Origin of the sequence: Pseudomonas sp. B21-040 (assembly GCF_024748695.1) — a bacterium.
Classification (GTDB): domain Bacteria; phylum Pseudomonadota; class Gammaproteobacteria; order Pseudomonadales; family Pseudomonadaceae; genus Aquipseudomonas.
Map to the genome: position 1 here is coordinate 2,367,857 of NZ_CP087176.1, position 22,650 is coordinate 2,390,506.

Below are 22,650 nucleotides of genomic sequence, written 5' to 3' on the forward strand. Positions count from 1 at the left end.
GTTTATTGGGTTCTAAAGAGTCGCAAAAGGTGCTGGTTTTCGGAGCTGATTTGTAGCTCAAGGCCTTGATTATAAAGGCATTTGGCGATTCCTATGCGGCATCCCAGGCTTTGACACAGCAAAGTCATTCCGACGTCATCAGCGCAGCGAGTGTGATTTTGATGAACTCTTCGTTCTTGTCGACCGTTTGAAGGGCGCCGCGGATTTTGCCGCCCACCTCGACCGCTCCACGCCGCTCAGGCCAAGGCCTAAACTCCATGATGGCATCTGGCTTAAAAATTGCGTTATTTTTGGTGTTGCGATGAAAATTAACAATATTTTGGCAGTGAAAAAATCGAAGTGATTTAAAGTTCCCCAACTTGAGTTGCATTCTGCCTAACATGGAGCGTTCCACAAAATGAATATGTTTATAGATATAGTTGGAGCTTGCAATTTAAGCTGCCCGTCATGCCCGATGGGGAACTCTGAGAATAATAATTTCAAAAAAGCCATGCCGCTTGAGATGTTCAGCAAGATTGTTGAAAAAGCTAAGCAAGAAGGAATTTACTCGATTCATCTATATAACTGGACCGAGCCATTGGTTCATCCGCGCGTTGGCGAGTTCATTCAAATAGTGAATGCCGCTGGCCTGCGAAGCGGTATTAGCTCTAACTTAAATATCGGAAAAAATTTAGAAAAAGCGATGATGGCTGAGCCTTCGTGTTTTCGTGTTTCGCTTTCTGGCTTCCATCAGAAAACCTACGAGCAGGGGCATGCTGGAGGTGATATCGAAGTAGTTAAGCAAAACATGATTAAATTGCATGATTTAAAGCGACAGCACAACCTTAATACGCAGGTCGAAATCTTCTATCATCGCTATTTAGATAATTTTGAGGATGAGGGGTTAATGCGCGAGTTTAGTGAGCGCTTAGGCTTCGTGTTTTCTACTGGTAACTCTGTAATGATGCCGTTGGAAAAAAACCTTGCTATTATCGAACGTGATCCTTCCGTCACAGAAAAAGATCGTGAGACGCTTGAGAGGCTCTCATTGCCGCCTTTTGATGATCTTATTAATATGATAAAACATTACCCAAAACACTCTTGCTCTGTAAAGGATGATTTGGTGGTGCTCGACTGTAACGGAAATACTATTCTTTGTTGTGCTATTTTTGACCAGTCCGAGTACCAAGTTGGCAAGTTTCTAGAGTTGCCTCTAGAGCAAATCTCGAATTTAAAATCAACTCAGAAAAATTGCGTCGACATCTGCAACCGGTGCATGAAAAATGGCCTGCATTCCTACACCGCATCACCGGACGTAGGGCCTATGGCACGACATGCTGTCAATCGCATTATTGATTTTCAGCATCGCAGCCTACTTGAACTCCCCATCGATAGCGAAAAACTTGGCCGGTACAACGAAGTCAGTGCCGAAAATTTTGATGAAACTCAGTACTTTCAATCAAATCCAGACGTGCTGAGCGCGGTCATAAGCGGTGCCTTCTCCAGCGCCTACCAGCACTACCTGCTTTTCGGCCGCTTTGAAGGTAGACCTGGAGCAGGCACTCCTTCGGAGCATTGAGAAAATTACGATTGTTGGAAAATATTGAAATCCGATTGCAGGGGTGAGAGGCACTACCTGCAGTCAGGACGCCGGGACGGGAACTACTGTAGGAATATACAACGCTAAGTTATTGTTTTTTATAGAGTGATGTCGCGGTTTTGTACCTGCTGCAAAACACCTATTTTCCTTTATAGATCATATGCTTGCATGGGTTTCAGGGTCACCTTGACATGGTGGTGCCTTCTTCAAATGTGTCGAAGGGTCCCCTGGTCGACCCGACACAAAACATCCAAGCATTTATTGGCCATAATGGGGGGAACGCCGAGCCATCTGCCTAAAGGCTGTCTTATGAAAAAGCTATTTCCTACCGTTATATTTGCCACTGCATTGCTCTCTGGATGCGCGCTTTATGCGAGTACAAATTTTCAGCCCTACGAAACAAAAAATGGAACATTTGTAGGGCAGGGCGGTGCAAAAGAGACCATCGATGGTGTCGACTTTTGGACAAGCGGTGAACCGCCTCGGAAATTTCAGATGCTCGGAGTTATCGACGATGACCGAGTAAACAACCCGATAACCATGAACAGTTTGAAAGGGGCGGTTGCTCTAAAGGCCAAGCAAGCCGGCGGCGATGCAGTCATCTGGAGCGGCGAGTCAAATCGACATGGCGACCGTGCCAGCTCTAAGTTCGCCGTTATCAAATACCTCGACTAACAACAGATTTTTTTGCAGTCTTCTGGTCCTCAAACGCAGGGAGAGTTGTGCGCAAAACCTCCTCTGGGGGCCGCATATTTCTGTTTGCATAAGCACAAAAAAACGGGTGTTTTTCCGCGCTTAAAAGTGTATGTATCCGTTATAAAACAACAGGTTGTGTTGCTATAGTCCCCAGCATGGGGTGCTAGGGGTCGAGTGTTCGAATCACTCCGTCCCGACCATATTATTCAATGACTTAGGCCAATGTTCACAGCATTGGCCTTTTTCATGTCTGAAAATACCCCCACTTATACCCCCACCAGTCCATTACTGTCCCGTGGCATCGCGTCGTTTATGCCAGCAGTGGGTTGTCTTCTGCATCTCGGAAGGCTTTTTGTAGTTCTTGTTGCTTGTTCGCACGTTTGCGATTTGGCTCATCACCCAAGTGCCGTTGCCCTGCTGACAGTCCTAGCGCCCGCACAAAGGTCACCGCTTGGCGCTTGAGGTTGCCACAATGGGTCGCCCGAGGGTTGATGATTGGCGTACCAAGCCGAGTGGTCAGCACGTCACCCTCGACCGCTAACACCTCTTGAGTCCATTCGATCTGGGCATTGATCTCGGCCAAATCTGTAGCCAATTGCAGGTCATACGCTCCCCACATAGTCGATGGCCGCATACTCATAATCATCTCGAAAATTTGCCGCGCGCGGGGCTCAAGCTCACGTGTTGGAGTTAAAACTAAATGCGTGTTCTGCATCGACTCGACTTTGGAAGTAATCGAGGTATCAGGCTCCTTCCGGGTTTCTGTTTGACGTCTGGCCATTTTTGGGCCTCGAAATCACTCTAATCAGTATTGAGAAAGGGCACAGTGGCCGCTTGGTGCTTTGTCGCCTTTTCAAAGCATAACCCCCCTCCATGATCCACATCCTTTCAATCGGCTAACCATCAGTCTAGGCCTTGAGGGGAGAGACGTCTGACTCTACGACGCACCGAAGCAGGTACGTCCATCAGCCACACTGCCATTCATTGCTGCTGACCAGCCCATCGCCCAATGCTGAACAATTTTGCATTGGACCAAACATGTTCAATTCCACTGTGATGGGCAGAAATCGGCCGATTCTGTTGAAAAAGTAGCTCCCCTGTCTTGCCTGCGGCAAAATCTCTGCATTGGCCAGCAGGGAAGCACGCAGCATGATGGGACAGTTATCGAGTGGGCAGGAGCGGCTGTTTTACTCGTTCGACCTTGAAGATTTACTCGTTCAACCTTGAAGATCACATTCCAGCCAGTCACCTTCTGCGCAGTATTGATCAGTGTCTTGATCTGAGCGACCTGCGCCATTATCTCGCCGATTTCTGTAGCCCGATTGGGCGTCCGTCGATTGATCCCGAACTGATGATTCGCATGCTGATCGTCGGCAATTGCTATGGCATCCGCTCCGAACGGCGGTTGTGCGAAGAGGCCCATTTGAACCTGGCTTATCGCTGGTTCTGCCGGTTGAGCCTTGAAGATGAAGTCCCCAACCACTCGACCTTTTCCAAAAATCGACACGGCCGCTTTCGGGACAGCGATCTGTTTCGCTGGTTGTTTAATGAAGTGCTGCGTCGTTGCATGGAGGCAGGTCTGGTCAAGGGTGAAGGCTTTGCCGTTGACGCCAGCATCTTCAAAGCGGATGCCAGCCGGCAGCGCGGTGTACCGGGTGATGAACAGGTCAACTGGAGCGATCCGGCCCTGAGCACCCGCGCCGTGCGTGAGTATCTTGAGGCACTCGATGAAGAGGCTCTGGCCGAAACGCTACCGAAGCGCCTATCGCTGACTGATCCTCAAGCCCGCTGGACCGCAGCTCCAGGTGGCCCAGCGTTCTACGCTTACTCCACGAATTATCTGATCGATACCGAGCACTGCGTGATCATGGATGTGGCACCCACACCGGCTCATCGAACCGCAGAAGTCGAGAGCACCAAGACGATGATCGACCGGGTCGAAGCTCAGTTCGACATCAAGCCGGAACGCCTTATTGGTGACACCGCTTATGGAACCGCACCGATGTCGCCCTGGATGGTGGAGGGAAAAGACATCGAGCCGCATGTGCCTGTGTGGGACAAAACCGAGCGCAAGAACGACAGTTTCTTGAGCAATGATTTCCACTGGAATGAAGTGGCTGAGGAATACCGCTGCCCATCTGGCAACGCATTGCGCAGCGAATGGTGAGCCTTCAAAAATGAGCGTTCACAAAGCCAACACCATCATATTCCGATCCCGGCAGACCGACTGCGCTACGTTTCCGATGAAAGCCAAGTGCTGCCCGAACACTGCGTTCCGCAAGATCGCTCCCAGCGTCCATGAAGCCGCTCGTGATGTGGCTTGGCGTATCGCAGAAACGCCCGCTAAGCTGCGTTGCTTTTTGGTTGCCCTCATACACGGGGTAGGATACATGAGGGCAGACACTTTTCCGTATTGACCAGAGGCGCAAACCCTCAGTGCATTCCGAACGATGCGACAAACGTTCCTGTCCGCCAGCAGCTAATTCACTTCCTTGCGGATGGGCTTAGTTTCCTTGACCGGAACGTTGGGTTTGCGTCCGTCAGCTACCAGATTTTGAGCGTGTAGTCGATGTTGACCCGGGTTTCGTTGTCACTTCGGAATGTCGAGGCTGAGCTCTGTTCATTTCGATAGAACGCATTGCGCAAGCGCAGCGCGAGGCCCTTTGCCGGGCCTGACTGAATGACGTAGGCCAACTCCAGGTCTTTTGACGATTCCGTCAAGTCGCTGCCCCCTAGTTGCGGCAGGTCGATGTTGGTTCCTCGCAAGTAGCGGACCATGCCGGTTAGCCCCGGTAGACCAACAGCGGCGAAGTTGTAATCGTAGCGTGCCACCCAGGTCCGCTCTTTCGGATTCACGAAGTCTGCACTTAAAGTGCCATCGCTGAGCACTGCCGGCTCCCCGCCAGCAATGTAAGGCAATGCCGTGTCGCCTGTCTGGTACATGTAACCCAAGCCTACAGTGTGGGTTGCGATCTGGTAGCTGAACATGGCGCCGGCGTTCAGGTTGTCTACTTTGCCAGCTTCTGCCCGGCCGTTCTCCCGACTGTTGAAGACCCGCACATCTGTTTTCAGTTTGCCAGGGCCGAGGGGGAGCAGGTGGATGCCTACTGCAAAGTCTTGAGTGTATATATCCTTCAGTTCGGCGTGAAAATAGCGAACCGTCAATGCGTCGGACCAATGATAGTCGCCACCGATGAAGTCAAAACGCTCGGAGCTGGCTCCCTTCTTGAACCGACCGTTGGGTGATGCCACCGATATTGCCTGATAGTCGGTGGAGTCCCGCAGGTTCACTCGATCCATGCGTCCTGTGTGCAGCGTCAGGTCGCCGATATCATCGGAAACTGCATAGGCGCCGCGAAAGGATTGCGGAAGTAAACGTGCAGGGCTCGCTGTGATCACCGGCAGAGTAGGGAACTGCGTCCCCACGGATAGCCGGGTCTTCGATATCTTCGTCTTGAGCGCCACTCCCAACTCTGAATATTCGTCTGCGGCTTCACGGGTCTGTGGGTTGTAGGGCAGGAGCTGGGTACCGGTGCGATCGGGCGATGAGTCCAGCTTGAGTCCTAGCACGCCCGTGAGGTCTAGGCCGAAGCCTACGGTGCCTTCAGTGAAGCCGGAATTGGCCTTGAGGATGAAGCCCTGGGCCCATTCGCGAGCAGCCGAATAAGGCGTGTCATTTTTGTAATCCCGATCCAGATAATAATTGCGAGCAGTCAGGTTAAAGCTGCTGTCGTCCACAAACCCTGCGTAGACGCTGGAAGAGGCGCAGGCTGTCACCATGCCCAGGCCATAGAGCCATGGGCATTCAATTCTGTTTTGCATGTGATGTGTCCAGATCTTGTTCTTATAGGGGGCGCCGGATCAGGCGTTGGAGGTGGTGCTCAGGTGCAGTAGGCGCTGCGGCTTCAAAAGCCAGATGACGAGAGCCGCGAAGACAAACGACAGGGCAAACAGCAGGTAAAGGTCAGCGGGCTGCCACTGAGCATCGATCAACCGGCCAGCCACCAATGGCGAGAGAATCGCCCCGGTGCGGCCGATGCCAATCCCCCAACCCAGGCCGGTTACGCGCTGGGTGGCGTTGTAGATGGTCGGGGTCAGGGCATAGAGTCCGGCAACGCAACCGTTAACAAAAATTCCGATCAGCAGCACTAGGGCGAAGGCCAGGTTCGGGATGGTCGTGAACTGCACGAACACTGCAAGGAGTACCGCGTTGATCAGAAGGTAGGCCATCAGCACCCGAGACAGACGAAAGCGCGATGCCAGCAAGCCGATCAGCGACGTGCCGAGGATGCCGCCGATGTTCAGCATTACACCACCGGTGATGCCTTGTTGGTTCGATAGGCCCGCTGAAACCAGCAGCCTTGGCGTCCAGCTCATGACGAAGTAGAAACCGAACATCACCAGGAAGAAGGCCATCCAGATGAGCAAGGTTGAACGGAGCAAGGCTGGCGAGAATAGCTCGGCGAACGTCTCTCTTAGAGGTTTGCGGGCGTCCTGCCGCGCCTCGGGTAACTGATCGACGGAAGTGACCGCGACGCGTTGCAGCAGAGTATTGATACGTTTCAGCGCGTTCCGGGGTTGGCGAGACAGCAGGAATGCCAGGGACTCGGGCAACCAGAGAGCGAGGATCGGAAGGATCAGCAACGTTGTTACGCCACCGTAAAAGAACACCGAACGCCACCCCATGGAAGGGATGATCTGCGCCGCGATGATGCCCCCTATCGTTGCCCCCAGTGCGTAGGCCGTGGATTGCAGACTGATGGCCAGACCGCGCCACTTCTTGTTTGCATACTCACCAGCGACAACGTAGCTGCTGGCCAGGATGCCACCGATGCCGAGTCCGGTGATCAGACGCAACACACCCAGCATCTCGGGGGACGACGCCCTGGATGACGCCAACATGCCGAGCCCCGCGATACCGACACAGAGCAGGATGAGTGGGCGTCGCCCGAAGCGGTCGGCCCAGGGAGCGATAAACAATGAGCCGATCGCCATTCCGACAAGTCCTGCGCTGAGCAAGTAGCCGAGGTGAATGCCGCTCAGGCCCCAATCGGTAGCAATGGAAGCGGCGGTGAAAGCCATCACCAATACATCGAAGCCATCCAGCATGTTGATCAGAAAGCAGAGCGCAATCACGCCCCACTGGAAGGTGACCATCGGTTTTTCATCCAGCTGTTGCCCAATCGACTGGTTCATGGGATCAGGCTCCGAGGCTGTAGGTAGGGAATGGGTGTGAACAACGGGCAGCCGAAGTCGCCTCGCTATGCAGGGGGTGCAGGGTGTACATGTCGTTACCTTCTTGTTTTTGTTGGTCTGTGGAGCATGCAAGATGCCCGGGAGCCGGGGACTCGACTCCGGGGCGGCAGGGTGCTCAGGTCGAGGTAACGCCTGAGTCAGCCGGAAAACTCCGCGTTCAGGACGCGCTGAAGGTCTTGTGTGGGTCGATGACGAATTTTTTCGGCACCCCGGCATCGAACTCGCCATACCCGTGCGGTGCCTGGTCCAGGCTGATCACCTGTACACCCACCACTTCGGCGATGTTGATACGGTCCCACATGATGGCTTGCATCAGTTGGCGGTTGTACTTCATGACCGGCGTTTGGCCAGTGTGGAAGCTGTGGGATTTGGCCCAGCCGAGACCGAAGCGAATGCTCAGGCTGCCCATTTTCGCGGCGGCGTCCACCGCACCCGGGTCTTCCGTCACGTACAGGCCCGGGATACCGATTTTGCCGGCCACACGAACCACGCCCATCAACGAGTTCAGCACGGTGGCGGGCGCTTCATGTTGCACGCCGGCATGCCCGTGACCGCGTGCTTCGAAGCCTACGGCGTCGACGGCGCAATCCACTTCCGGATCGCCGAGCAGAGCGGCGATCTGTTCGTGCAGCGGCGTGTCCAGGGACAGGTTGGCGATTTCAAAACCCTGCGCCTTGGCGTGCGCCAGGCGAACGGTGTTGACGTCACCGATGATCACCACCGCTGCGCCCAACAGGCGAGCGGACGCAGCCGCGGCCAGGCCGACCGGGCCGGCACCGGCGATGTATACGGTGCTGCCTGGGCCAACGCCGGCGGTCACTGCGCCGTGGTAACCGGTCGGCAGGATGTCGGAGAGGCAGGTCAGGTCGCGGATTTTTTCCATCGCGCGGTCGCGATCAGGCAGTTTCAGCAGGTTGAAGTCGGCGTACGGCACCATCGCGTATTCGGCCTGGCCACCGGTCCAGTCGCCCATATCGACATAGCCATAAGCACCGCCCGGACGGGCCGGGTTAACGCTCAGGCAGACACCGGTGTGCATTTCCTTACAGGAACGGCAGCGCCCGCAAGCGACGTTGAACGGTACAGACACCAGATCGCCGATTTGCAGGTTCTCGACGTCGCTGCCTTTTTCGATGACTTCGCCGGTGATCTCGTGGCCGAGCACCAGACCGGTCTGGGCGGTGGTACGGCCGCGCACCATGTGCTGATCGGAGCCACAGATGTTGGTGGAGATCACCTTGAGAATGACCGCATGCTCGATCTTGCGACCCCGCGGGTCCTGCATTTTCGGATAGTCGATTTTTTGTACTTCTACTTTCCCGGAGCCCAGATACACCACACCACGATTGCCAGACATGCTTTTTCCCTTAAAGAAGTTGTTGTTATGTAAAGGTGCACACTGAGTTGAGTACGCGTGCGCCCAGTGCTCAAACAGTGGATTGGCGAAGCTGCTCGATGATTCGCCGGGCGCGATTGGCACCGACATCGACGTGGATGTCGATCATCGGGCGCGTGCCGAACCGGCACATGTTCTGGTACTGCGCTTCGATAATTACCTTGTCTTCATCGAAGGTCATTATCGTTTGCTCAACAACCTTGGCCTTGATGGCTTCGGGGTCGCTTTCGGGATTGGTGGCAATGGTCCAAAAATAGTGACTGGTGGTTGCGGTTTCTGGCGTTACCCCATGGAATCCGCGCATATGGAAACCACCACGCTCAGGGTCATCCAGGGCATCGGTGCCGGCATCCACTGCTCCGGTCCAGATACGCAGATGATTGACGTGAAATTCGATTTCCTGCCAACGGTCTACAGTGCCTTTGAATGGGTAGGCGGCCGTGTAGGTGGGTGGTGGAACAGAGTCCGGCATATGGCGCACGACCCGCACCACGTTGCCTTCACTTTCGACACTCATCCGGGCATTCATGTGGATGCTGGCGTTACCACCGATGGTGCGCAGGTGGACATAACCCAGATGACTCAAGTCCATGAGGTTGTCGTGGATTAACTGATAAGGCGCGTTGTAGTGGTACACGTTGCCGTCGAACAAGTACTTGCCACTGCTGTGAACTGGGTAGGTCGGTGGCTCACAGTTCGGCTCCGGTTGCGCCTCGCTGCCAAACCATATCCAGACGATCTGGTCCTGCTCACGCACGTGATACGCGGGCACTTTAGCCTTGCTCGGGATCTTGTCCTGGCCCGGGATTTCGACGCACTTCCCACGCTCATCGAAAAGCAGGCCATGGTAGCCACATCGAATACCGGATTCTTCGAGCGTACCGTTCGACAGTGGCAGCGCTCTATGACAGCAGCGATCTTCCAGCGCAGCGACCTCGCCGTTGGCTTTGCGAAACAGTACGACAGGCTTGTTGAGTAATGTCCGGCCCACGGGTTTGTCGTTCAACTCCCATCCCAGGGCAGCGACGTACCACTGGTTGAGGGGGAAGTCTGGTAAGGCAGGCGCCGGTATTTCTTCGGCAAGCGTTTGGAGAGTGGATGTGTTCATGGCGGTCTCCTTGAAGTTGTTGTTTGGGTTCAAAGATCAAGAACCAGGCGTGATGATCTGGCGCGCGAGCAGCAGGGGGTAAAGCGGTCGTTTGCGGCTTGTTCAGCCACTGTCAGGAACTTGTCCCGGTGTTCCGGGATGCCCTTGAATACACGGGTTACGCAGGTGCCACAGACGCCTTGCTCGCAGGATGACTCGATCGCTATGCCGGCTTCGTCGAGCACTTCGAACACGGTGCGTTCGGCAGGAATCTGAAAAACCTGTCCAGTGCTTGCCAATTCAACTTCGAAGGGCGCATTGGCGCTTTGATCGATCGGGTCTGCGGCGAAAAACTCTTTGTGTACCTGGTTCTGCGACCAGCCAGCGTTCTGCGCTGAATCGAGGATGTAGTTCATGAAACCGGCTGGCCCACAGACATAGAGATGGGTGCCAGCGTCCGGTTCTGCCAGCAAGGCCGATGCATCTAGCTTCTGCATTTGAGCGCCACTGTCGTCATGCAACTTTATGCGACCAGCAAAAGGAGTTTGCGCAAGCATCGCAACGAACGCCGCGCGTTCGCTGGATCGAAAGCAGTAGTGCAATTCGAAGTCAGCCCCTTGATGTGAAAGCTCATAGGCCATGGCCAGCATGGGCGTGATACCGATACCACCGCCAAACAGCAGGTGTCGGTTGGCTGAGCGATCAAGCGGGAAAAGGTTGCGCGGAGTGCTGATGGTCAGCGTTTGTCCTGACCGAATCTGCTCGTGCATAGCCTTGGAGCCGCCACGGGAACTCGGGTCCTTGAGCACGCTGATCAGGTAGCGATGACGCTCCTTGGGGTCGTTGCACAAGGAGTATTGCCGGGTGAGACCCTCGGCAATGTGGATGTCGATGTGGGCACCGGCCTCGAACGCCGGTAGCGCACCGCCGTCTGCTGCACATAATTCGAAACTGCAGATGCCTTCGGCTTCGTATGCTTTGCGGGTGACGTTGACTTGAAGCATGACTTGTCCCTCCACACTGAAGTGGCTGCTGAAAAAAAGCATGAGTTAGAGCGTTAGCTGGGGACGGGTCAGCCGGTCGCTGGCACGTGGGAGACGATTGTTTGCTTGAGCAAGGCGAAGGGGATGAAATTGAAAGAGTCCATGACCAAAACCCGATAATTATTTTTATGTAGTAGGACGACGGCCTATCATGCAGGTCATCGACCGTGACGTTCGGTAGAGAAATCCTCCGATTATTTAGTTGCGGTGTCAACCAATATTCAACGACCCGCCGATCCAAGGTGTTCGCTCAATGCCCGCAGAATCCCAACTGAATCTGACTCGTTACGTACCGGCCCTCCTGAATTTCCTGTCTAATAAGCTCTCTGCCGGGGCCTCACAGTGCTATCGAAAGCATTTCGGCATAGGTGTAGTCGAGTGGCGAATGCTCTCGATGCTCGCCGTGGAAAATGACATTACCGCCAATCGGATTTGTCAGACGATCGGTCTCGACAAGAGCGCGGTCAGCCGTTCACTGCAGTCCTTGGAAGTGGCAGGGCACATTTGCAGCCAGGTTGATTCTAAGGATGCGCGGCGATACACCGTCAGCCTGACTGACAGCGGAAAAGCGTTACATGGTCGAGTGTTGAAGGTCGCACTGGAACGCGAGCGACGCCTGCTGAGCGGGCTCTCTGCCAAAGAAGTGGACACCCTTATCGAGTTGTTGGGCCGCATGCATGCCCAGGTCTCCAACGTGAACGATTACGATCCGGTAGACGCTTGACCCTACGCTTGAATACCTGACTTCCTTTGAGTGGTGTCGCTTCGTGACACCACGTCTCTTAATGCTGAATTACCTCTGACTTGCTTGTCTGCGTACCTCGAACGCCGCCTTGCGTTCGTCCCATCTGCACCCTTGGCAACTCGCTCGCCTACGTTTCAGATATCGCGTTTGCCGATAGGTCACATCCCAACAAGCGATTAGTCGGCGCGGCTGTGTCACGGCAACCTATATCCGTCGCTCGGTCTATCCCGCCAGGTGACTCGCAACGGTTCGAGCCAACATTCCCGGCCGGAGGTTGCAGGTGATATTGCCAACAAAACAATAAAAGAAGGCTCGTTCGATGGCTATTCGCTCTGTGCTCAGCCGCCTCAGCGTTGGCGGAAAGTTGTCGCTCGGCTTCGGTCTAGTGCTGATCTGCACTATGGGCATGGCATTCACCGCTTGGTATTCAGTGCAGGTAACTCAATCGAGCGCCACACAGTTACTCGTGCTGGATCGCCAGAAAGGTAACCTCGCCCAAGCGCGAGTCGCAGAGAAGGATTTCGGTTTGCAGCCGTCACTGGAGACGGCCAGGCAAGTCGAGGACTCTCTGCGTCAGCTTCAAATCGGTTCGCCGCTTGCGCGTCCGGGCGAAGACTTCGGGCGTACGCTCTCGGACTCATCCGACCGTTACCTGAAGGCATTTCAAGAATATGCTGAGGCCCGCCAACAGGCGTTACAGGCGAGGATGCGCATGCAAGTGCTAGCGGAAACGACGGGGCAGCGTTTCAGCGAAGTGTTCCTCGACCAACTGGACGATATCAACCTGGATCTTGAGCAGCATAACCTGCCTGACACGCAGTCAATGCAGCAGTTGGAGGAGGCGGTTTCGTTGCGCGAACGCTTGGCCAATCTGCGCGACAGCGAGCTGTATTTTTCCCTGGATCCGCAGCAGCGTTACCGGGACGACTGGGTAAACCGGGTAAATGAGCTGGGTACCGCGATAAACAGTCTGAATTCGCAACTCGACGGGGATCGTCGTCGTGCACTGGATGAGGCCAGCGCAGCGTTGACCGAATATCGCCAGGCATTTTTGGCTTATGCCGAAAGCGGTGAGCAGGCCATGGCGCAACAGGCGAACATGTCGATTTCGGCAGAGAACGTGATGGCGCTGTTGGAAGAAGAGCGCGTCAGGGCCGCGCAATCTTATGAATTACTACGGCAACGCCTGGATCTGCAACTTGGAGCAATGGTGCTGCTGGCGGTGGTCCTGAGTATGGTGGCGTGCCTTGTGATCCGACGCTCTATTGTCTTCCCCTTGAAGTTGATGCTGGGTCTGGCGCAACGTGTAGCCGCAGGTGATCTGAAGGATCGTCCCGCGCGGCTCGGTCGGCAGGATGAATTGGGCCAGCTCAGCCGCGCTATCGAGCTGATGTTGCAGGCGCTGCGCAGTCTTGTGGGACGGATCGGCAGTGATGTGCAACAGCTTGACTCTGCCGCCGCCACGTTGGGCGCAATGGTAGAGCGCACAGGGCAGGGGGTGCGTGCACAGCGCGAAAAAACCGCTGAGGTGGTTGAGGCCATGCAGCATATGACCCAAGCGGCTGCGCAGGTCAACCAACAAGTCGGAGGTAGCCAGGCTACCTTGGGCGAAGCCTGCGTGCTGATCCATCAGGGGGACGATCTGGTACGACTGGCGAGTCAAAGCCTGCAGCGGCTTTCGCGGGAAATGACGAGTAGTGCGAGTTCCATGCAACTGTTGCAGGCCGAGAGCCAGGCGATTACCAGCGTGCTGGACGTGATCAGCGCCATCGCCGAACAGACGAATCTACTAGCCTTGAACGCCGCCATCGAAGCCGCACGCGCCGGTGAACATGGTCGCGGATTTGCAGTAGTGGCGGACGAAGTGAGGGCGCTCGCCAGTCGAACGCGAGCGTCGACGGGCGAGATCGACAGCATGATTCGACGTCTCGGGCAGGTGACTGGCGAGACTGCTGCCAGTCTTTGCGACAGTCAGCGTCTGACCGCCGAAGGCGTTGATCTGACAGTGCGCGCGAGCCTGGTTCTGGATGCGATTACCGAGGCCATTTCGCGTGTTGAACACACCGGGAAGAGCATTGCCCACGCCGCCGCGACTCAACACGACATTGTCTGCCGAGTCGATGTAGCCCTTGGTCAGGTTGATTGGGTGGTAGAGCAAAATGCCGAGGAGTGCGTTCGATTGGAATTGGCTAATGGCAACTTGCAGCGCCTGAGTGTCAGCCTAGGTGAAGCGGTTGGAGCGTTTCAAAGTGACCCTGTAGATTGAGTGTCCATCAGTGATGATCGCTTATTCTTCCAATCTAAAATGGATTCTGCATGCGTTATCGACGTCTTGACCTGAACCTGTTGGTGGCCTTGGATGCCTTGTTGAGCGAATGCAGCGTCAGCAGGGCCGCCGAACGTTTGTGCCTGGGCCAGTCGGCAACCAGCTCGGCGCTCGGGCGTTTGCGTGAGCATTTCAATGACCCGTTACTGGTTCAGGTAGGGCGGCGCCTGGAACCCACGGCATTGGGTTTGGAGTTGCTGCCCAAAGTGCGTCTAGCGCTGGCACTGACGCGGGAGATTGTCGATGCGCCGGTCAATTTTGAACCGACCCATTGCACTCGGCATTTCACGTTGGTGGCTTCTGACTACGTGGCTGGTGTGCTGCTGCCAGCGGTCAGTCTTGAATTGGCCCGCGTTGCACCTGGCGTGCGCTTGAGCCTGCGGGATTTGCCTGTACCGCGTGACGGTGATGTGGTCAGCGAAGCGCTCGATTATCGTCGCAGTGATTGCGTGGTTGTGCCGCAGCGCAGGGTGAACCCGGCTTATCCCCACATACCGCTCATGAGTGATCAGCTCTGTTGCATTGTCTGCGCTCGGCAGTCGCCGTTCGCCGACGGTTTGAGCCTGTCCAACTATTGCGACGCGGAGCACGTGGTTCGCGAGTTTGCCGATGGCCGAAATTTGGCGATGGATGCCGTGCACCTGCATGAGCTGGGTGTTCAACGGCGAGTGGCGGTGGCCCTTGAAAGCTTCGTACTGATGCCCGAATTTATCGTTGGTACCGCGCGAATCGCCACCGTATTCCGTCGACAGGCGCAGCGCTTCGCTCAGCATTATCCACTGCGTATTCACCCAACACCGCTGGCTTTTCCCGAGGCCGTTCAGGTGTTGCAATGGCATCCGTATCAAGACCATGACCCGGCCATGCTGTGGTTTCGCGGCCTCTTGCTGGAACAGGCCGCGTTGCTTGATCAGCAGGGCAGCTGATCGCCGTTATCCGCCACCAGTCCAACCTGGTCGATAGCCTGTAAGGCGCATCGTTCGTCATTGTCCGAAGTGTCGCCGCTGATACCAATGGCCCCGAGAACCAGCCCCTCAACATTGCGAATCAGCACACCGCCCGCTACGGGAATAACTTCGCCGCCAGTCAGGCTGTTTATAGCGTCGAAAAACGCCGGCATCGCTTGAGCGCGCCGCGCCAGTTCGCGCCCACCAAAACCCATTCCCAGACAGCCACGGGCCTTGCCGGTGGCGATTTGTGGCCGAAGAAAACTGGCGAGCTCATCGCGCAAGACGGCCAGCGGATGCCCGGCGGCATCCAGCACGGCGACAGCCAAGGGTTTAACCCCCGATTCTCGGGCGATGCGGATAGCGCTGCTGGCGATGTGGGTGGCGGTCAATAAGTCGAGTTGCTGCATGGCGTTGGTCCTCATTGAGCCCACTTGCCCAACTGGGCAACACGGTCGCGGGTGTAAAGGTCTGTCCATTTCAGCGAGTTGAAATCAGACACCTGTTTTGGGTTGTAGGGGCTGCGCTCCATGCGCACGGGCTGGCCGGCCTTGTACACGGCGTTAAGGCGCGAGCGGTCTTGTAGAATGCGGATGTCGTGCAACGGTGAACCGTCGAGCAACAGGAAGTCCGCTTGCTTGCCCACTTCGAGGGAGCCGAGGGTCTCGCCACGCGGCATGCAGCGTGCGCCGACAGCCGTGGCGGCATACAACGCTTCTGCCGGGGTGAAGCCGAGACGGGTGACCAATAGTTCCAACTCACGAGCGTGCCACTCGCCGTAAGGCGTCACCGCAAAACCGCTGTCGCTGCCACACGCGAAAGGCACTCCTGCAGCCTTGGCCCGTTTGAGCACGGCCGAACCCACTTCCAGGGTCCGTGCGCAGTAGCCGGCGTAGCCGGTACTAATGGCCGGATCGTGGGGTTGGCAGAAGTCCACGGTGTTTTGAGGGAACGTCATGGTCGGCGCGAGGATGGTGCCGGCTTCGAGCAAGGCTTCGATGCACGCATCGTCCATGTAAAAGGCATGGAACACCAGATCAACGCCTGCGCGGGCGGCGTACATCACCGCTTCGCGGCCATAGGCGTGAGTCGCCACTTTGCAGCCCAGGCGGTGTGCCTCTTCAACCATCTCATAGGTTTCTTCAGCGGTGAAGGCAGCAATGATTTCGCCATTCGGGCGGCGGTGGGTGCCATCCATGGCGATCTTGATCAGGTCGACGCCATCCTTGGCCTGTTTGCGGATTTCCGCCAATGCCTCGCTGCGGCTGGTGACCAGGCGCGCGGTGAAATACTCCGGAGCCCCCACACGGCTTGGGAACCAGTCGTTTAGGCTCTGCCGATTAGTAATGACCCGACTGCTGGCTGCAATGCGCGGGCCCTCGAACAAACCGGCGCCGATTGCATTGCGCACAGCGATGCTGAGCTGGCCGCTATCGCCCGGGCAGACCATGCTGGTCACACCCGCGGCCAGCACATGTTGGGCGAAGAACATGCCCCGCAGAGCGCGGAACTCGTCACTGGTCCAGATATCGATGTCTTCTTCGCTCTGCGCGTTTCCGAAGGCCAGATGGGTATGCACATCGACCAGGCCTGGCATGACAAAATTATCCCCGGCCTCCAGCAGGGTGTCTCCCGGTTGCGGTTGTGGCGCCAGGGCTGTTGGGCCGACATACGACAGCAGACCGTTTTCTACGACCAGTGTTTGCTGTTGACGGGTTTCCAGGCCAGTACCGTCAAACAAGGTCTGGCATTTCAGGTGCAGGGCGTTCATGGCGTTTTCACTTTGCGGATTGTTATGCGAAGCGAGGCTAGGGCGGGGCCCTCGTCACCACCAGCAACTTGCATCAATGCGCGCGTATTGATGGCATCAATAGCTGCGGTACGTCAGCAGTACCGGGGCTTTTGCAACAATGAGTGACCTCAAGGTGCGAGTATCGCGAGTCTCGATGGCAGGCATCATGATCGGCGATTTTTTATCAGCCGGGTCGGGCGTCTATGGTGCGCGCTCGTCATCCACAGAGAGCCATTCATATGACCACCGCCACTGTAAAATCCGAACTCCTGGCACTTGAGCAAGAACGCCGCCGGGCCCTGGTTGAGGAAGATTATTCGCGCGTCGCCGAACTGTTCGCCGATGACCTGGTGTATGTGCACACCACAGGATTGGTGCAAGACAAGGCGGACTACCTGGAATACGCAAAAAGCGCCGTGGAGTATCTGGACATTGAACGTGGCGAATTGCTGATTCGCTTCTACGGCGACCATCTGGCGGTCATGACCGGTACGCAGTGCAACACTTTGCGTAAACGGGGCGGTGACCAGTCGATTCGCGGTGAAGGCTTTGCCACGCAGGTCTGGTCGCTCGGAGCCGAAGGCTGGCAGATCAGCTCGTTCCATGGCACACGTGCGCCCAACTGAATTCGTATACCAGTCAACGCAAAACGCCGGAAACCCTAGGGTTATCCGGCGTTTTTTATGCTTCGCGAAGCTTATCAGGCGGTGTGTCCACCCAGCGTTTCGGCAATCCAGTCAGCGATGTAGTGACCCGCGTTGATGCTGTTATCGAAGCTGGAATGCTGCACGCCACCTTCGCGTTCGGTGAAGATCTTCAGCTCTCGTTTAGGGCTGTTGATCAGTTGCTCATAAGTACGCTGTGCCCACTTCAGTGGTATCTGCGAGTCCTTCTCGCCATGGGTCACCAGGAACGGCACCTTTATGCGATCGAGTACACCATCCAGATGCACGTTTTCGGCGATGGCCATGAATTCATCCATATCTTTTGCACCCCACACCCAGCACACGTGCGCCCAATAGTGCGGTACAGGGAAGCTGCCTTCTTTTTCTAGGCGACGTTTTTGCACATCGCGCCAGTCATGGTTTGCGCCCCACACCACGCCGCAGGCAAACCGTGGTTCAAACGCCACCGCACGCGGGCAGTAATAGCCTCCGAGAGAGACGCCTTCCAGGCCAATACGTTTGGCATCCACGTCGCTTCGGGTTTCCAGCCAGTCGACCACGCGGCTAGCCCAATGCTCGCTGTCGAAACGGGCAATCAGGTTATGCAGGCGCAGGGCTTCACCTGTTCCAGGCTGGTCGATGATCAACGATGAAATACCGCGTTTCGCCAACCAGGCCGGCAGGCCGACGCGGTATTTCATTTCTTTGGTTGAATCCAGTCCGTTGACCTGCACCAGAATCGGAGCCGGACCGGTCACGCCTTCGGCACGCACCAGCAGGCCGGAAATATGTTTGCCCTCGTAGGGGATTTCAACGCGTTCGCAGTTCTCGCGTGACAACTCGATACCGCGTTTGAAGGTCTGCAAAAAGCGTTGGTACAACTCAGTCCGGCCCGGCGCGCCATGGGCCTGCAAACGTTCGCAAGTGAGGTAATAAGTGGCGGCGCGGTTGTACTTTTCGCCTGCGGACAGCAGCCGGCCATTACCTTCATCTTCCTCAGCCAGGCCACATAGTTTGTCAGCCATCTTCGCCCAGGTTTCGCGGAACGCTTTGGTTCCCGCGGCGTCGGGCTGCTGCGCGGCTTCCTGTAATGGCGCGCACATCTCTTCGATTTCGCCCATGCGGGCGCCCATCTCTATGGCCAAGTCGACAGAAAGATTCCACACATAATTGGTTGGAAAGTAACGGAACATGATGGTTGTTGTCCTTGTGATTGTCTTGACGTTCACAAGGCACGTTAAGGACGCTCCGACTATTTGGCCAATCGTGCCTCGGGATGGGAGGTATCGCGACCGGCGATAGAAGGGTTTTCCAGGTGCTGGATAAATTCGCTGATGCGTTCGCGCAGCCAGCGGTGCATCGGGTCGCCTTCGACACTGCGGTGCCAGAGCATGACCTCGCGCATGACAGGGATCTTCACCGGTGGATTGAGGATGCGCAGCGGCAGGTGCTGGGCGTATAGCCGTGCCAGACGCTGGTGCATGGTGGCGATGCGCTGGGTGCCTACCACCAGCTGCGGCAGGGTGTTGAAGTCGTTGGTAATGACTTCGAGACGGCGGTTGAAACCGTACTGGTTCATGAACCACTCTTCGATGCTCAAGTGCCGGCTGCGACCAAAACCGACGGAAACATGGCCCATGTCCATGTACTGCTCCAGGGTCAGGCTGTCGCCGACCTGGGTATTGCCGTCCCACACCACGCAGACGTGTTCCTCTTCGAACAGCAGCTTGTGGGGGTGGCCGTCGATGATGTAGCGCTCGGGCACGATCATCAGGTCAACCTCACCGCGAATCAGCAACTCACCGGAATTGTCGCTGGGGCCGAGCATCTCGAAGGTGATGTTGGGCGCTTCCTGGTGGATCTTTTGTATGACCTGGGCAAACAGCACGCTGATCAGGTAATCCGAGGTCACCAGGCGGAAGTGACGTTTGCTGGTGGTGGGGTCGAACACGGGCTTGGCGGTGATCGATGACTTGATCGTCAACAGCACCTCGCGGATGGGCGTGGCGAGCTCCCTGGCATAGGGCGTGAGCTGCATTTTTCGGCCGACCTGCACCAGCAGTTCGTCTTCGAAATAGGTACGCAGGCGTCCCAATACACCGCTGGTGGCAGACTGCGTCATGTGCAGGCGTTCGGCGGCGCGGGTGATGTTCTGTTCTTCGAGCAGCACATCGAGTGCGACCAACAGGTTCAAATCCAGGTGGTTAAAACGCATCAGGCATGTCCGTTTTTTGTATTTATTTTGGCGATACATTCGGATGAATACATCAGCGCGTCAACCTCCCGCTGTTTCTTTTCCTCTCCCCAAAAACCTGCGCCCCCAGATTTTCTGGTATCGCGTTTTCTGATAGGTCGCATCCCGACACACGATTAGTCAGTTGCCAAACCGCCCGGCAATCTTCGTGGCAGTCGGCGCCCTTGCCGACACCACCACCGGACGCCTTGCATCACTGACGGGCCTATCGAGCCTGCGGCAGCTTCGTCCGGATACTAATTTCAATGGAGTGGTAGCCATGAACATCCTTGGCCTTGATGCCCTAATCTTTGGCGTCGATGACATCCAAGCCTGTACCGATTGCCTGCGTGACTACGGCCTGGCCCCTGTCGCTGTCGACAGCAACGGCGGGCGTTTCGAAGCACTGGACGGTACCGCCGTGATCATTCGACGGTCGGACGATCCCGACTTGCCGGCGGCCATTGGTCCAGCGCCGTCGATTCGCGAAACCGTTTATGGCGTCGCCAGCGCTGCCGACCTCGATGCCATCGAAGATGAACTGGCGCGAGATCGCCAGGTCACCCGTGACGGCAACGGCGTGTTGCACAGTGTCGACGACATGGGTTTTGCGATTGCTTTCCAGGTCACTGTCCGCAAGGCGTATAGCGCTCCGGACGACCTGACCAACGCCGCCGGCCATGCGCCACAGCGTCCGCTTAATCAACCAGGTATCACCCTCGAAATGAATGCCACCCCGCGCACCTTGTCGCACGTGGTGTATTTCGTCCCCGACGCGGCCAAGGCCGAAGCTTTCTATGCCGAACGCCTGGGCTTCAGAACCACAGACACCTTTATCGGCGCCGGGCCGTTCATGCGCCCGGCGGGTTCCGATGATCACCATTGCCTGTTCATGATCCAGACTCCACCGCACATGAAGGGCTGCGAACACTTCACCTTCCACATGGGCAGCGGCACCGAAGTGTTGTTGGCCGGTACGCGCTTCGAGCAAAAAGGCTGGACCAGTTTCTGGGGCCCTGGCCGCCACCTCTTTGGCTCCAACTGGTTCTGGTATTTCAACAGTCCGCTGGGCTGCCACATCGAATACGACGCCGACATGGACAAGCACGATGACGCCTGGGAGGCGCGCCGTGCGCCACTGTCGGCGGATAACTCGCAGCTGTTCCTGTTCAACTCGAAAGAAAAATGGGCACCGGGCGGCCCGCCACCCAAGCACGGCTGAGTGCGGGTGTTGACCATGAGCCACAGCGATTTTTTTCTGTGCCGGATGGACGAGTTGGCAGAAGGGCAGGCGCGCGGTTTCGACCCGTTGCAGCGTGGCAAGGACAGTATTTTTGCCTTGGTGCACGAGGGGCAAGTGCGGATTTATCGCAACAGCTGCCCACATCTGGACGTGCGCCTGGAGTACCGAAAGGACCGGTTTTTGTCGGCCGACGGCCAGTTGATTGTCTGTTACGCCCACGGTGCGCAGTTTCTCCCGAGCACTGGCGAATGTGTCTACGGCCCGTGTCTGGGCCAGCGTCTGGACGCGTTGCCATGGCGTCTGGAGGAGGGCTGGCTGGTGCTGGAAATGCCTGGATCTACCGCGTTGTCGGGGTCGGTTGAGGTATCGCGTTTGGCGATACATCGCATCCCTACTCGCGATTAGTCAAATCCCTGCTTTGACCGGAAGCTGGACCTAACGACGCAGCGCCCGGCGCTGCATCGAATCACAAGAATAAAAAGTGAGTAAGCCATGAGTGCAGTGAACAAAGTTCTGATCGTGGGTGGTGGGATTGGTGGCTTGTGTGCGGCCATCGCACTGCGGCGCAAGGGCATTGAGGTCGACCTGATCGAGCTCAAGTCAGAGTGGACGGTTTACGGTGTCGGCATCATCCAGCAGAGCAATGTGGTTCGCGAGATGGCCAAGCTGGGCGTGCTCGATGGTTATCTCGATGCCGCGTATGCCTTTGAAGACGTCGCCATCTATGGCCCGGCCGGTCAGCAACTGGCGCGCATCCCGGGTCAGCGTCTGGCAGGACCTGCCTATCCGGCGAACGTTGGCATCTCCCGTTTGGCGCTGCATAAAGTGCTCAGCGAAACCGCCCTCGAACTGGGCGCCAACGTACGCCTGGGGCTCAGTGTCGAATCCCTGAAGGACCTTGGCGACAGCGTTGAAGTGCTGTTCACCGATGGCAGCAGCGGCGGTTACGACCTGGTGGTGGGTGCCGATGGTTTGTTCTCAAAGGTTCGCGACCTGCTGCTTGGCGATACGTACACACCCAGGTTCACGGGCCAGGCTGTGTGGCGCTACAACTTCCCACGCGATCCGCACATCGATCACCTCGCCAACTACCAGAGCGCCGACGGCAATGCCGGGCTGGTGCCGTTGGCCGGTGACCTGATGTACCTGTTCCTCACCTCCCACGAACCCACCAACCCCTGGATGGACCCGGCCACCCTGGCCGAGCAAATGCGTCAGCGCTTGCAAGGCTTTACCGGCCTGATCGGCGAACTGCGTGAACAAATCACCGACAGCAGCCAAGTGGTTTACAAGCCAATGGAAGTGGTTTTCGTCGACGAGCCTTGGTATCGCGGCCGCGTTCTGTTGATCGGGGATGCGGCCCATGCCACCACGCCGCACCTCGGGCAGGGGGCCGGCATGGCGATCGAAGATGCCATCGTGCTCAGTGAAGAACTGACCGGTGAAGGCAGTATTGAGCAACAGCTCAAGCGCTTCATGGACCGCCGTTTCGAGCGCTGCAAATACATCAGCGAAAGCTCGGTGTTGGCCGGCGACAAAGAGATGCAGCACGACCGCGACTTCGACCGCATTGGCTTGGTCAAGCAGATGCTCGCTCGCACGGCCGAGCCTATCTGATTCAACGCATCCACAGCAGTTACCA

The 22,650-nt window shown here is 56.6% G+C and carries 21 protein-coding genes and 2 pseudogenes; 11 read left to right on the forward strand and 12 right to left on the reverse strand.

Annotated features, from left to right (window positions below; genetic code table 11):
• Positions 1 to 124 precede the first annotated feature (124 nt).
• Positions 125 to 370, reverse strand: a complete 246-nt coding sequence (locus LOY55_RS10880; protein WP_258667983.1) for a hypothetical protein — start codon at positions 368 to 370, stop codon at positions 125 to 127.
• A 27-nt stretch (positions 371 to 397) separates the two neighbouring features.
• Here LOY55_RS10880 and LOY55_RS10885 point away from each other — a divergent pair, with 27 nt between their 5' ends.
• Positions 398 to 1,558, forward strand: coding sequence for a radical SAM protein (locus LOY55_RS10885; protein ID WP_046028205.1), 1,161 nt, complete (start codon positions 398 to 400; stop codon positions 1,556 to 1,558).
• A gap of 330 nt (positions 1,559 to 1,888) precedes the next feature.
• Positions 1,889 to 2,254, forward strand: coding sequence for a hypothetical protein (locus LOY55_RS10890; RefSeq protein ID WP_258667984.1), 366 nt, complete (start codon positions 1,889 to 1,891; stop codon positions 2,252 to 2,254).
• 331 nt (positions 2,255 to 2,585) lie between these two features.
• Here the strand turns inward: LOY55_RS10890 and LOY55_RS10895 are convergent, their stop codons facing one another.
• Together LOY55_RS10895 and LOY55_RS10900 are read right to left on the reverse strand one after the other, a co-directional pair.
• Positions 2,586 to 3,056 carry a hypothetical protein gene (locus LOY55_RS10895; protein WP_223523283.1) on the reverse strand — a complete coding sequence of 157 codons (471 nt, stop codon included), beginning with the start codon at positions 3,054 to 3,056 and terminating at the stop codon, positions 2,586 to 2,588.
• 184 nt (positions 3,057 to 3,240) lie between these two features.
• On the reverse strand, positions 3,241 to 3,426 hold the full coding sequence (locus tag LOY55_RS10900; RefSeq protein ID WP_109787084.1) for a hypothetical protein: 186 nt from the start codon (positions 3,424 to 3,426) through the stop codon (positions 3,241 to 3,243).
• On the opposite strand from LOY55_RS10900, the pseudogene LOY55_RS10905 reads away from it, so the two are divergent.
• A pseudogene (locus LOY55_RS10905) lies at positions 3,425 to 4,632 on the forward strand (transposase); the annotation flags it as partial. The gene LOY55_RS10900 and the pseudogene LOY55_RS10905 sit on opposite strands and share 2 nt — an antisense overlap.
• A 187-nt stretch (positions 4,633 to 4,819) precedes the next feature.
• Here LOY55_RS10905 and LOY55_RS10910 read toward each other — a convergent pair.
• The 5 genes from LOY55_RS10910 to LOY55_RS10930 form a co-directional block, all read right to left on the reverse strand.
• Positions 4,820 to 6,097, reverse strand: coding sequence for an OprD family porin (locus LOY55_RS10910; protein ID WP_223523281.1), 1,278 nt, complete (start codon positions 6,095 to 6,097; stop codon positions 4,820 to 4,822).
• 39 nt (positions 6,098 to 6,136) lie between these two features.
• Positions 6,137 to 7,471 (reverse strand): MFS transporter, encoded by a 1,335-nt coding sequence (locus LOY55_RS10915; protein ID WP_223523279.1) that lies wholly within the window; start codon positions 7,469 to 7,471, stop codon positions 6,137 to 6,139.
• A 217-nt stretch (positions 7,472 to 7,688) separates the two neighbouring features.
• Complete coding sequence (gene fdhA, locus LOY55_RS10920; protein ID WP_223523276.1) at positions 7,689 to 8,888, reverse strand: formaldehyde dehydrogenase, glutathione-independent; 1,200 nt, start codon at positions 8,886 to 8,888, stop codon at positions 7,689 to 7,691.
• A gap of 70 nt (positions 8,889 to 8,958) precedes the next feature.
• Positions 8,959 to 10,035, reverse strand: a complete 1,077-nt coding sequence (locus LOY55_RS10925; RefSeq protein WP_223523274.1) for an aromatic ring-hydroxylating dioxygenase subunit alpha — start codon at positions 10,033 to 10,035, stop codon at positions 8,959 to 8,961.
• Between the two features lie 29 nt (positions 10,036 to 10,064).
• Positions 10,065 to 11,018 carry a PDR/VanB family oxidoreductase gene (locus tag LOY55_RS10930; RefSeq protein WP_109787079.1) on the reverse strand — a complete coding sequence of 318 codons (954 nt, stop codon included), beginning with the start codon at positions 11,016 to 11,018 and terminating at the stop codon, positions 10,065 to 10,067.
• Positions 11,019 to 11,310: 292 nt separating this feature from the next.
• On the opposite strand from LOY55_RS10930, the gene LOY55_RS10935 reads away from it, so the two are divergent.
• From LOY55_RS10935 to LOY55_RS10945, 4 genes and pseudogenes are all read left to right on the forward strand, one after another.
• On the forward strand, positions 11,311 to 11,781 hold the full coding sequence (locus LOY55_RS10935) for a MarR family winged helix-turn-helix transcriptional regulator (protein ID WP_109787078.1): 471 nt from the start codon (positions 11,311 to 11,313) through the stop codon (positions 11,779 to 11,781).
• Positions 11,782 to 13,036: 1,255 nt separating this feature from the next.
• Positions 13,037 to 13,198, forward strand: a pseudogene (locus LOY55_RS31165) (HAMP domain-containing protein); the annotation flags it as partial.
• Between the two features lie 78 nt (positions 13,199 to 13,276).
• Positions 13,277 to 14,068 (forward strand): methyl-accepting chemotaxis protein, encoded by a 792-nt coding sequence (locus LOY55_RS31170; RefSeq protein ID WP_408980993.1) that lies wholly within the window; start codon positions 13,277 to 13,279, stop codon positions 14,066 to 14,068.
• 50 nt (positions 14,069 to 14,118) lie between these two features.
• Positions 14,119 to 15,054 carry a LysR family transcriptional regulator gene (locus tag LOY55_RS10945; protein ID WP_223523270.1) on the forward strand — a complete coding sequence of 312 codons (936 nt, stop codon included), beginning with the start codon at positions 14,119 to 14,121 and terminating at the stop codon, positions 15,052 to 15,054.
• Here the strand turns inward: LOY55_RS10945 and LOY55_RS10950 are convergent.
• On the reverse strand, positions 15,039 to 15,485 hold the full coding sequence (locus LOY55_RS10950) for a heme-binding protein (RefSeq protein ID WP_223523268.1): 447 nt from the start codon (positions 15,483 to 15,485) through the stop codon (positions 15,039 to 15,041). The genes LOY55_RS10945 and LOY55_RS10950 overlap by 16 nt on opposite strands.
• A gap of 11 nt (positions 15,486 to 15,496) precedes the next feature.
• Positions 15,497 to 16,846 carry an amidohydrolase family protein gene (locus tag LOY55_RS10955; protein WP_109787074.1) on the reverse strand — a complete coding sequence of 450 codons (1,350 nt, stop codon included), beginning with the start codon at positions 16,844 to 16,846 and terminating at the stop codon, positions 15,497 to 15,499.
• A gap of 260 nt (positions 16,847 to 17,106) precedes the next feature.
• Here LOY55_RS10955 and LOY55_RS10960 point away from each other — a divergent pair, with 260 nt between their 5' ends.
• Positions 17,107 to 17,493, forward strand: coding sequence for a nuclear transport factor 2 family protein (locus LOY55_RS10960; protein WP_223523266.1), 387 nt, complete (start codon positions 17,107 to 17,109; stop codon positions 17,491 to 17,493).
• Between the two features lie 74 nt (positions 17,494 to 17,567).
• Here the strand turns inward: LOY55_RS10960 and LOY55_RS10965 are convergent, their stop codons facing one another.
• Positions 17,568 to 18,725, reverse strand: coding sequence for a S9 family peptidase (locus LOY55_RS10965; protein WP_109787072.1), 1,158 nt, complete (start codon positions 18,723 to 18,725; stop codon positions 17,568 to 17,570).
• A 59-nt stretch (positions 18,726 to 18,784) separates the two neighbouring features.
• The gene (locus LOY55_RS10970) at positions 18,785 to 19,747 is read right to left on the reverse strand and encodes a LysR family transcriptional regulator (protein WP_109787087.1); all 963 of its coding nucleotides are present in this window, start codon (positions 19,745 to 19,747) and stop codon (positions 18,785 to 18,787) included.
• A 298-nt stretch (positions 19,748 to 20,045) separates the two neighbouring features.
• Here LOY55_RS10970 and LOY55_RS10975 point away from each other — a divergent pair, with 298 nt between their 5' ends.
• The 3 genes from LOY55_RS10975 (at position 20,046) to LOY55_RS10985 (ending at position 22,625) form a co-directional block, all read left to right on the forward strand.
• Positions 20,046 to 20,987, forward strand: coding sequence for a VOC family protein (locus LOY55_RS10975; RefSeq protein ID WP_223523264.1), 942 nt, complete (start codon positions 20,046 to 20,048; stop codon positions 20,985 to 20,987).
• Positions 20,988 to 21,002: 15 nt separating this feature from the next.
• Positions 21,003 to 21,413, forward strand: a complete 411-nt coding sequence (locus LOY55_RS10980; RefSeq protein WP_109787086.1) for a Rieske (2Fe-2S) protein — start codon at positions 21,003 to 21,005, stop codon at positions 21,411 to 21,413.
• A gap of 87 nt (positions 21,414 to 21,500) precedes the next feature.
• Positions 21,501 to 22,625, forward strand: a complete 1,125-nt coding sequence (locus LOY55_RS10985) for an FAD-dependent oxidoreductase (RefSeq protein ID WP_223523262.1) — start codon at positions 21,501 to 21,503, stop codon at positions 22,623 to 22,625.
• Positions 22,626 to 22,650 lie beyond the last annotated feature (25 nt).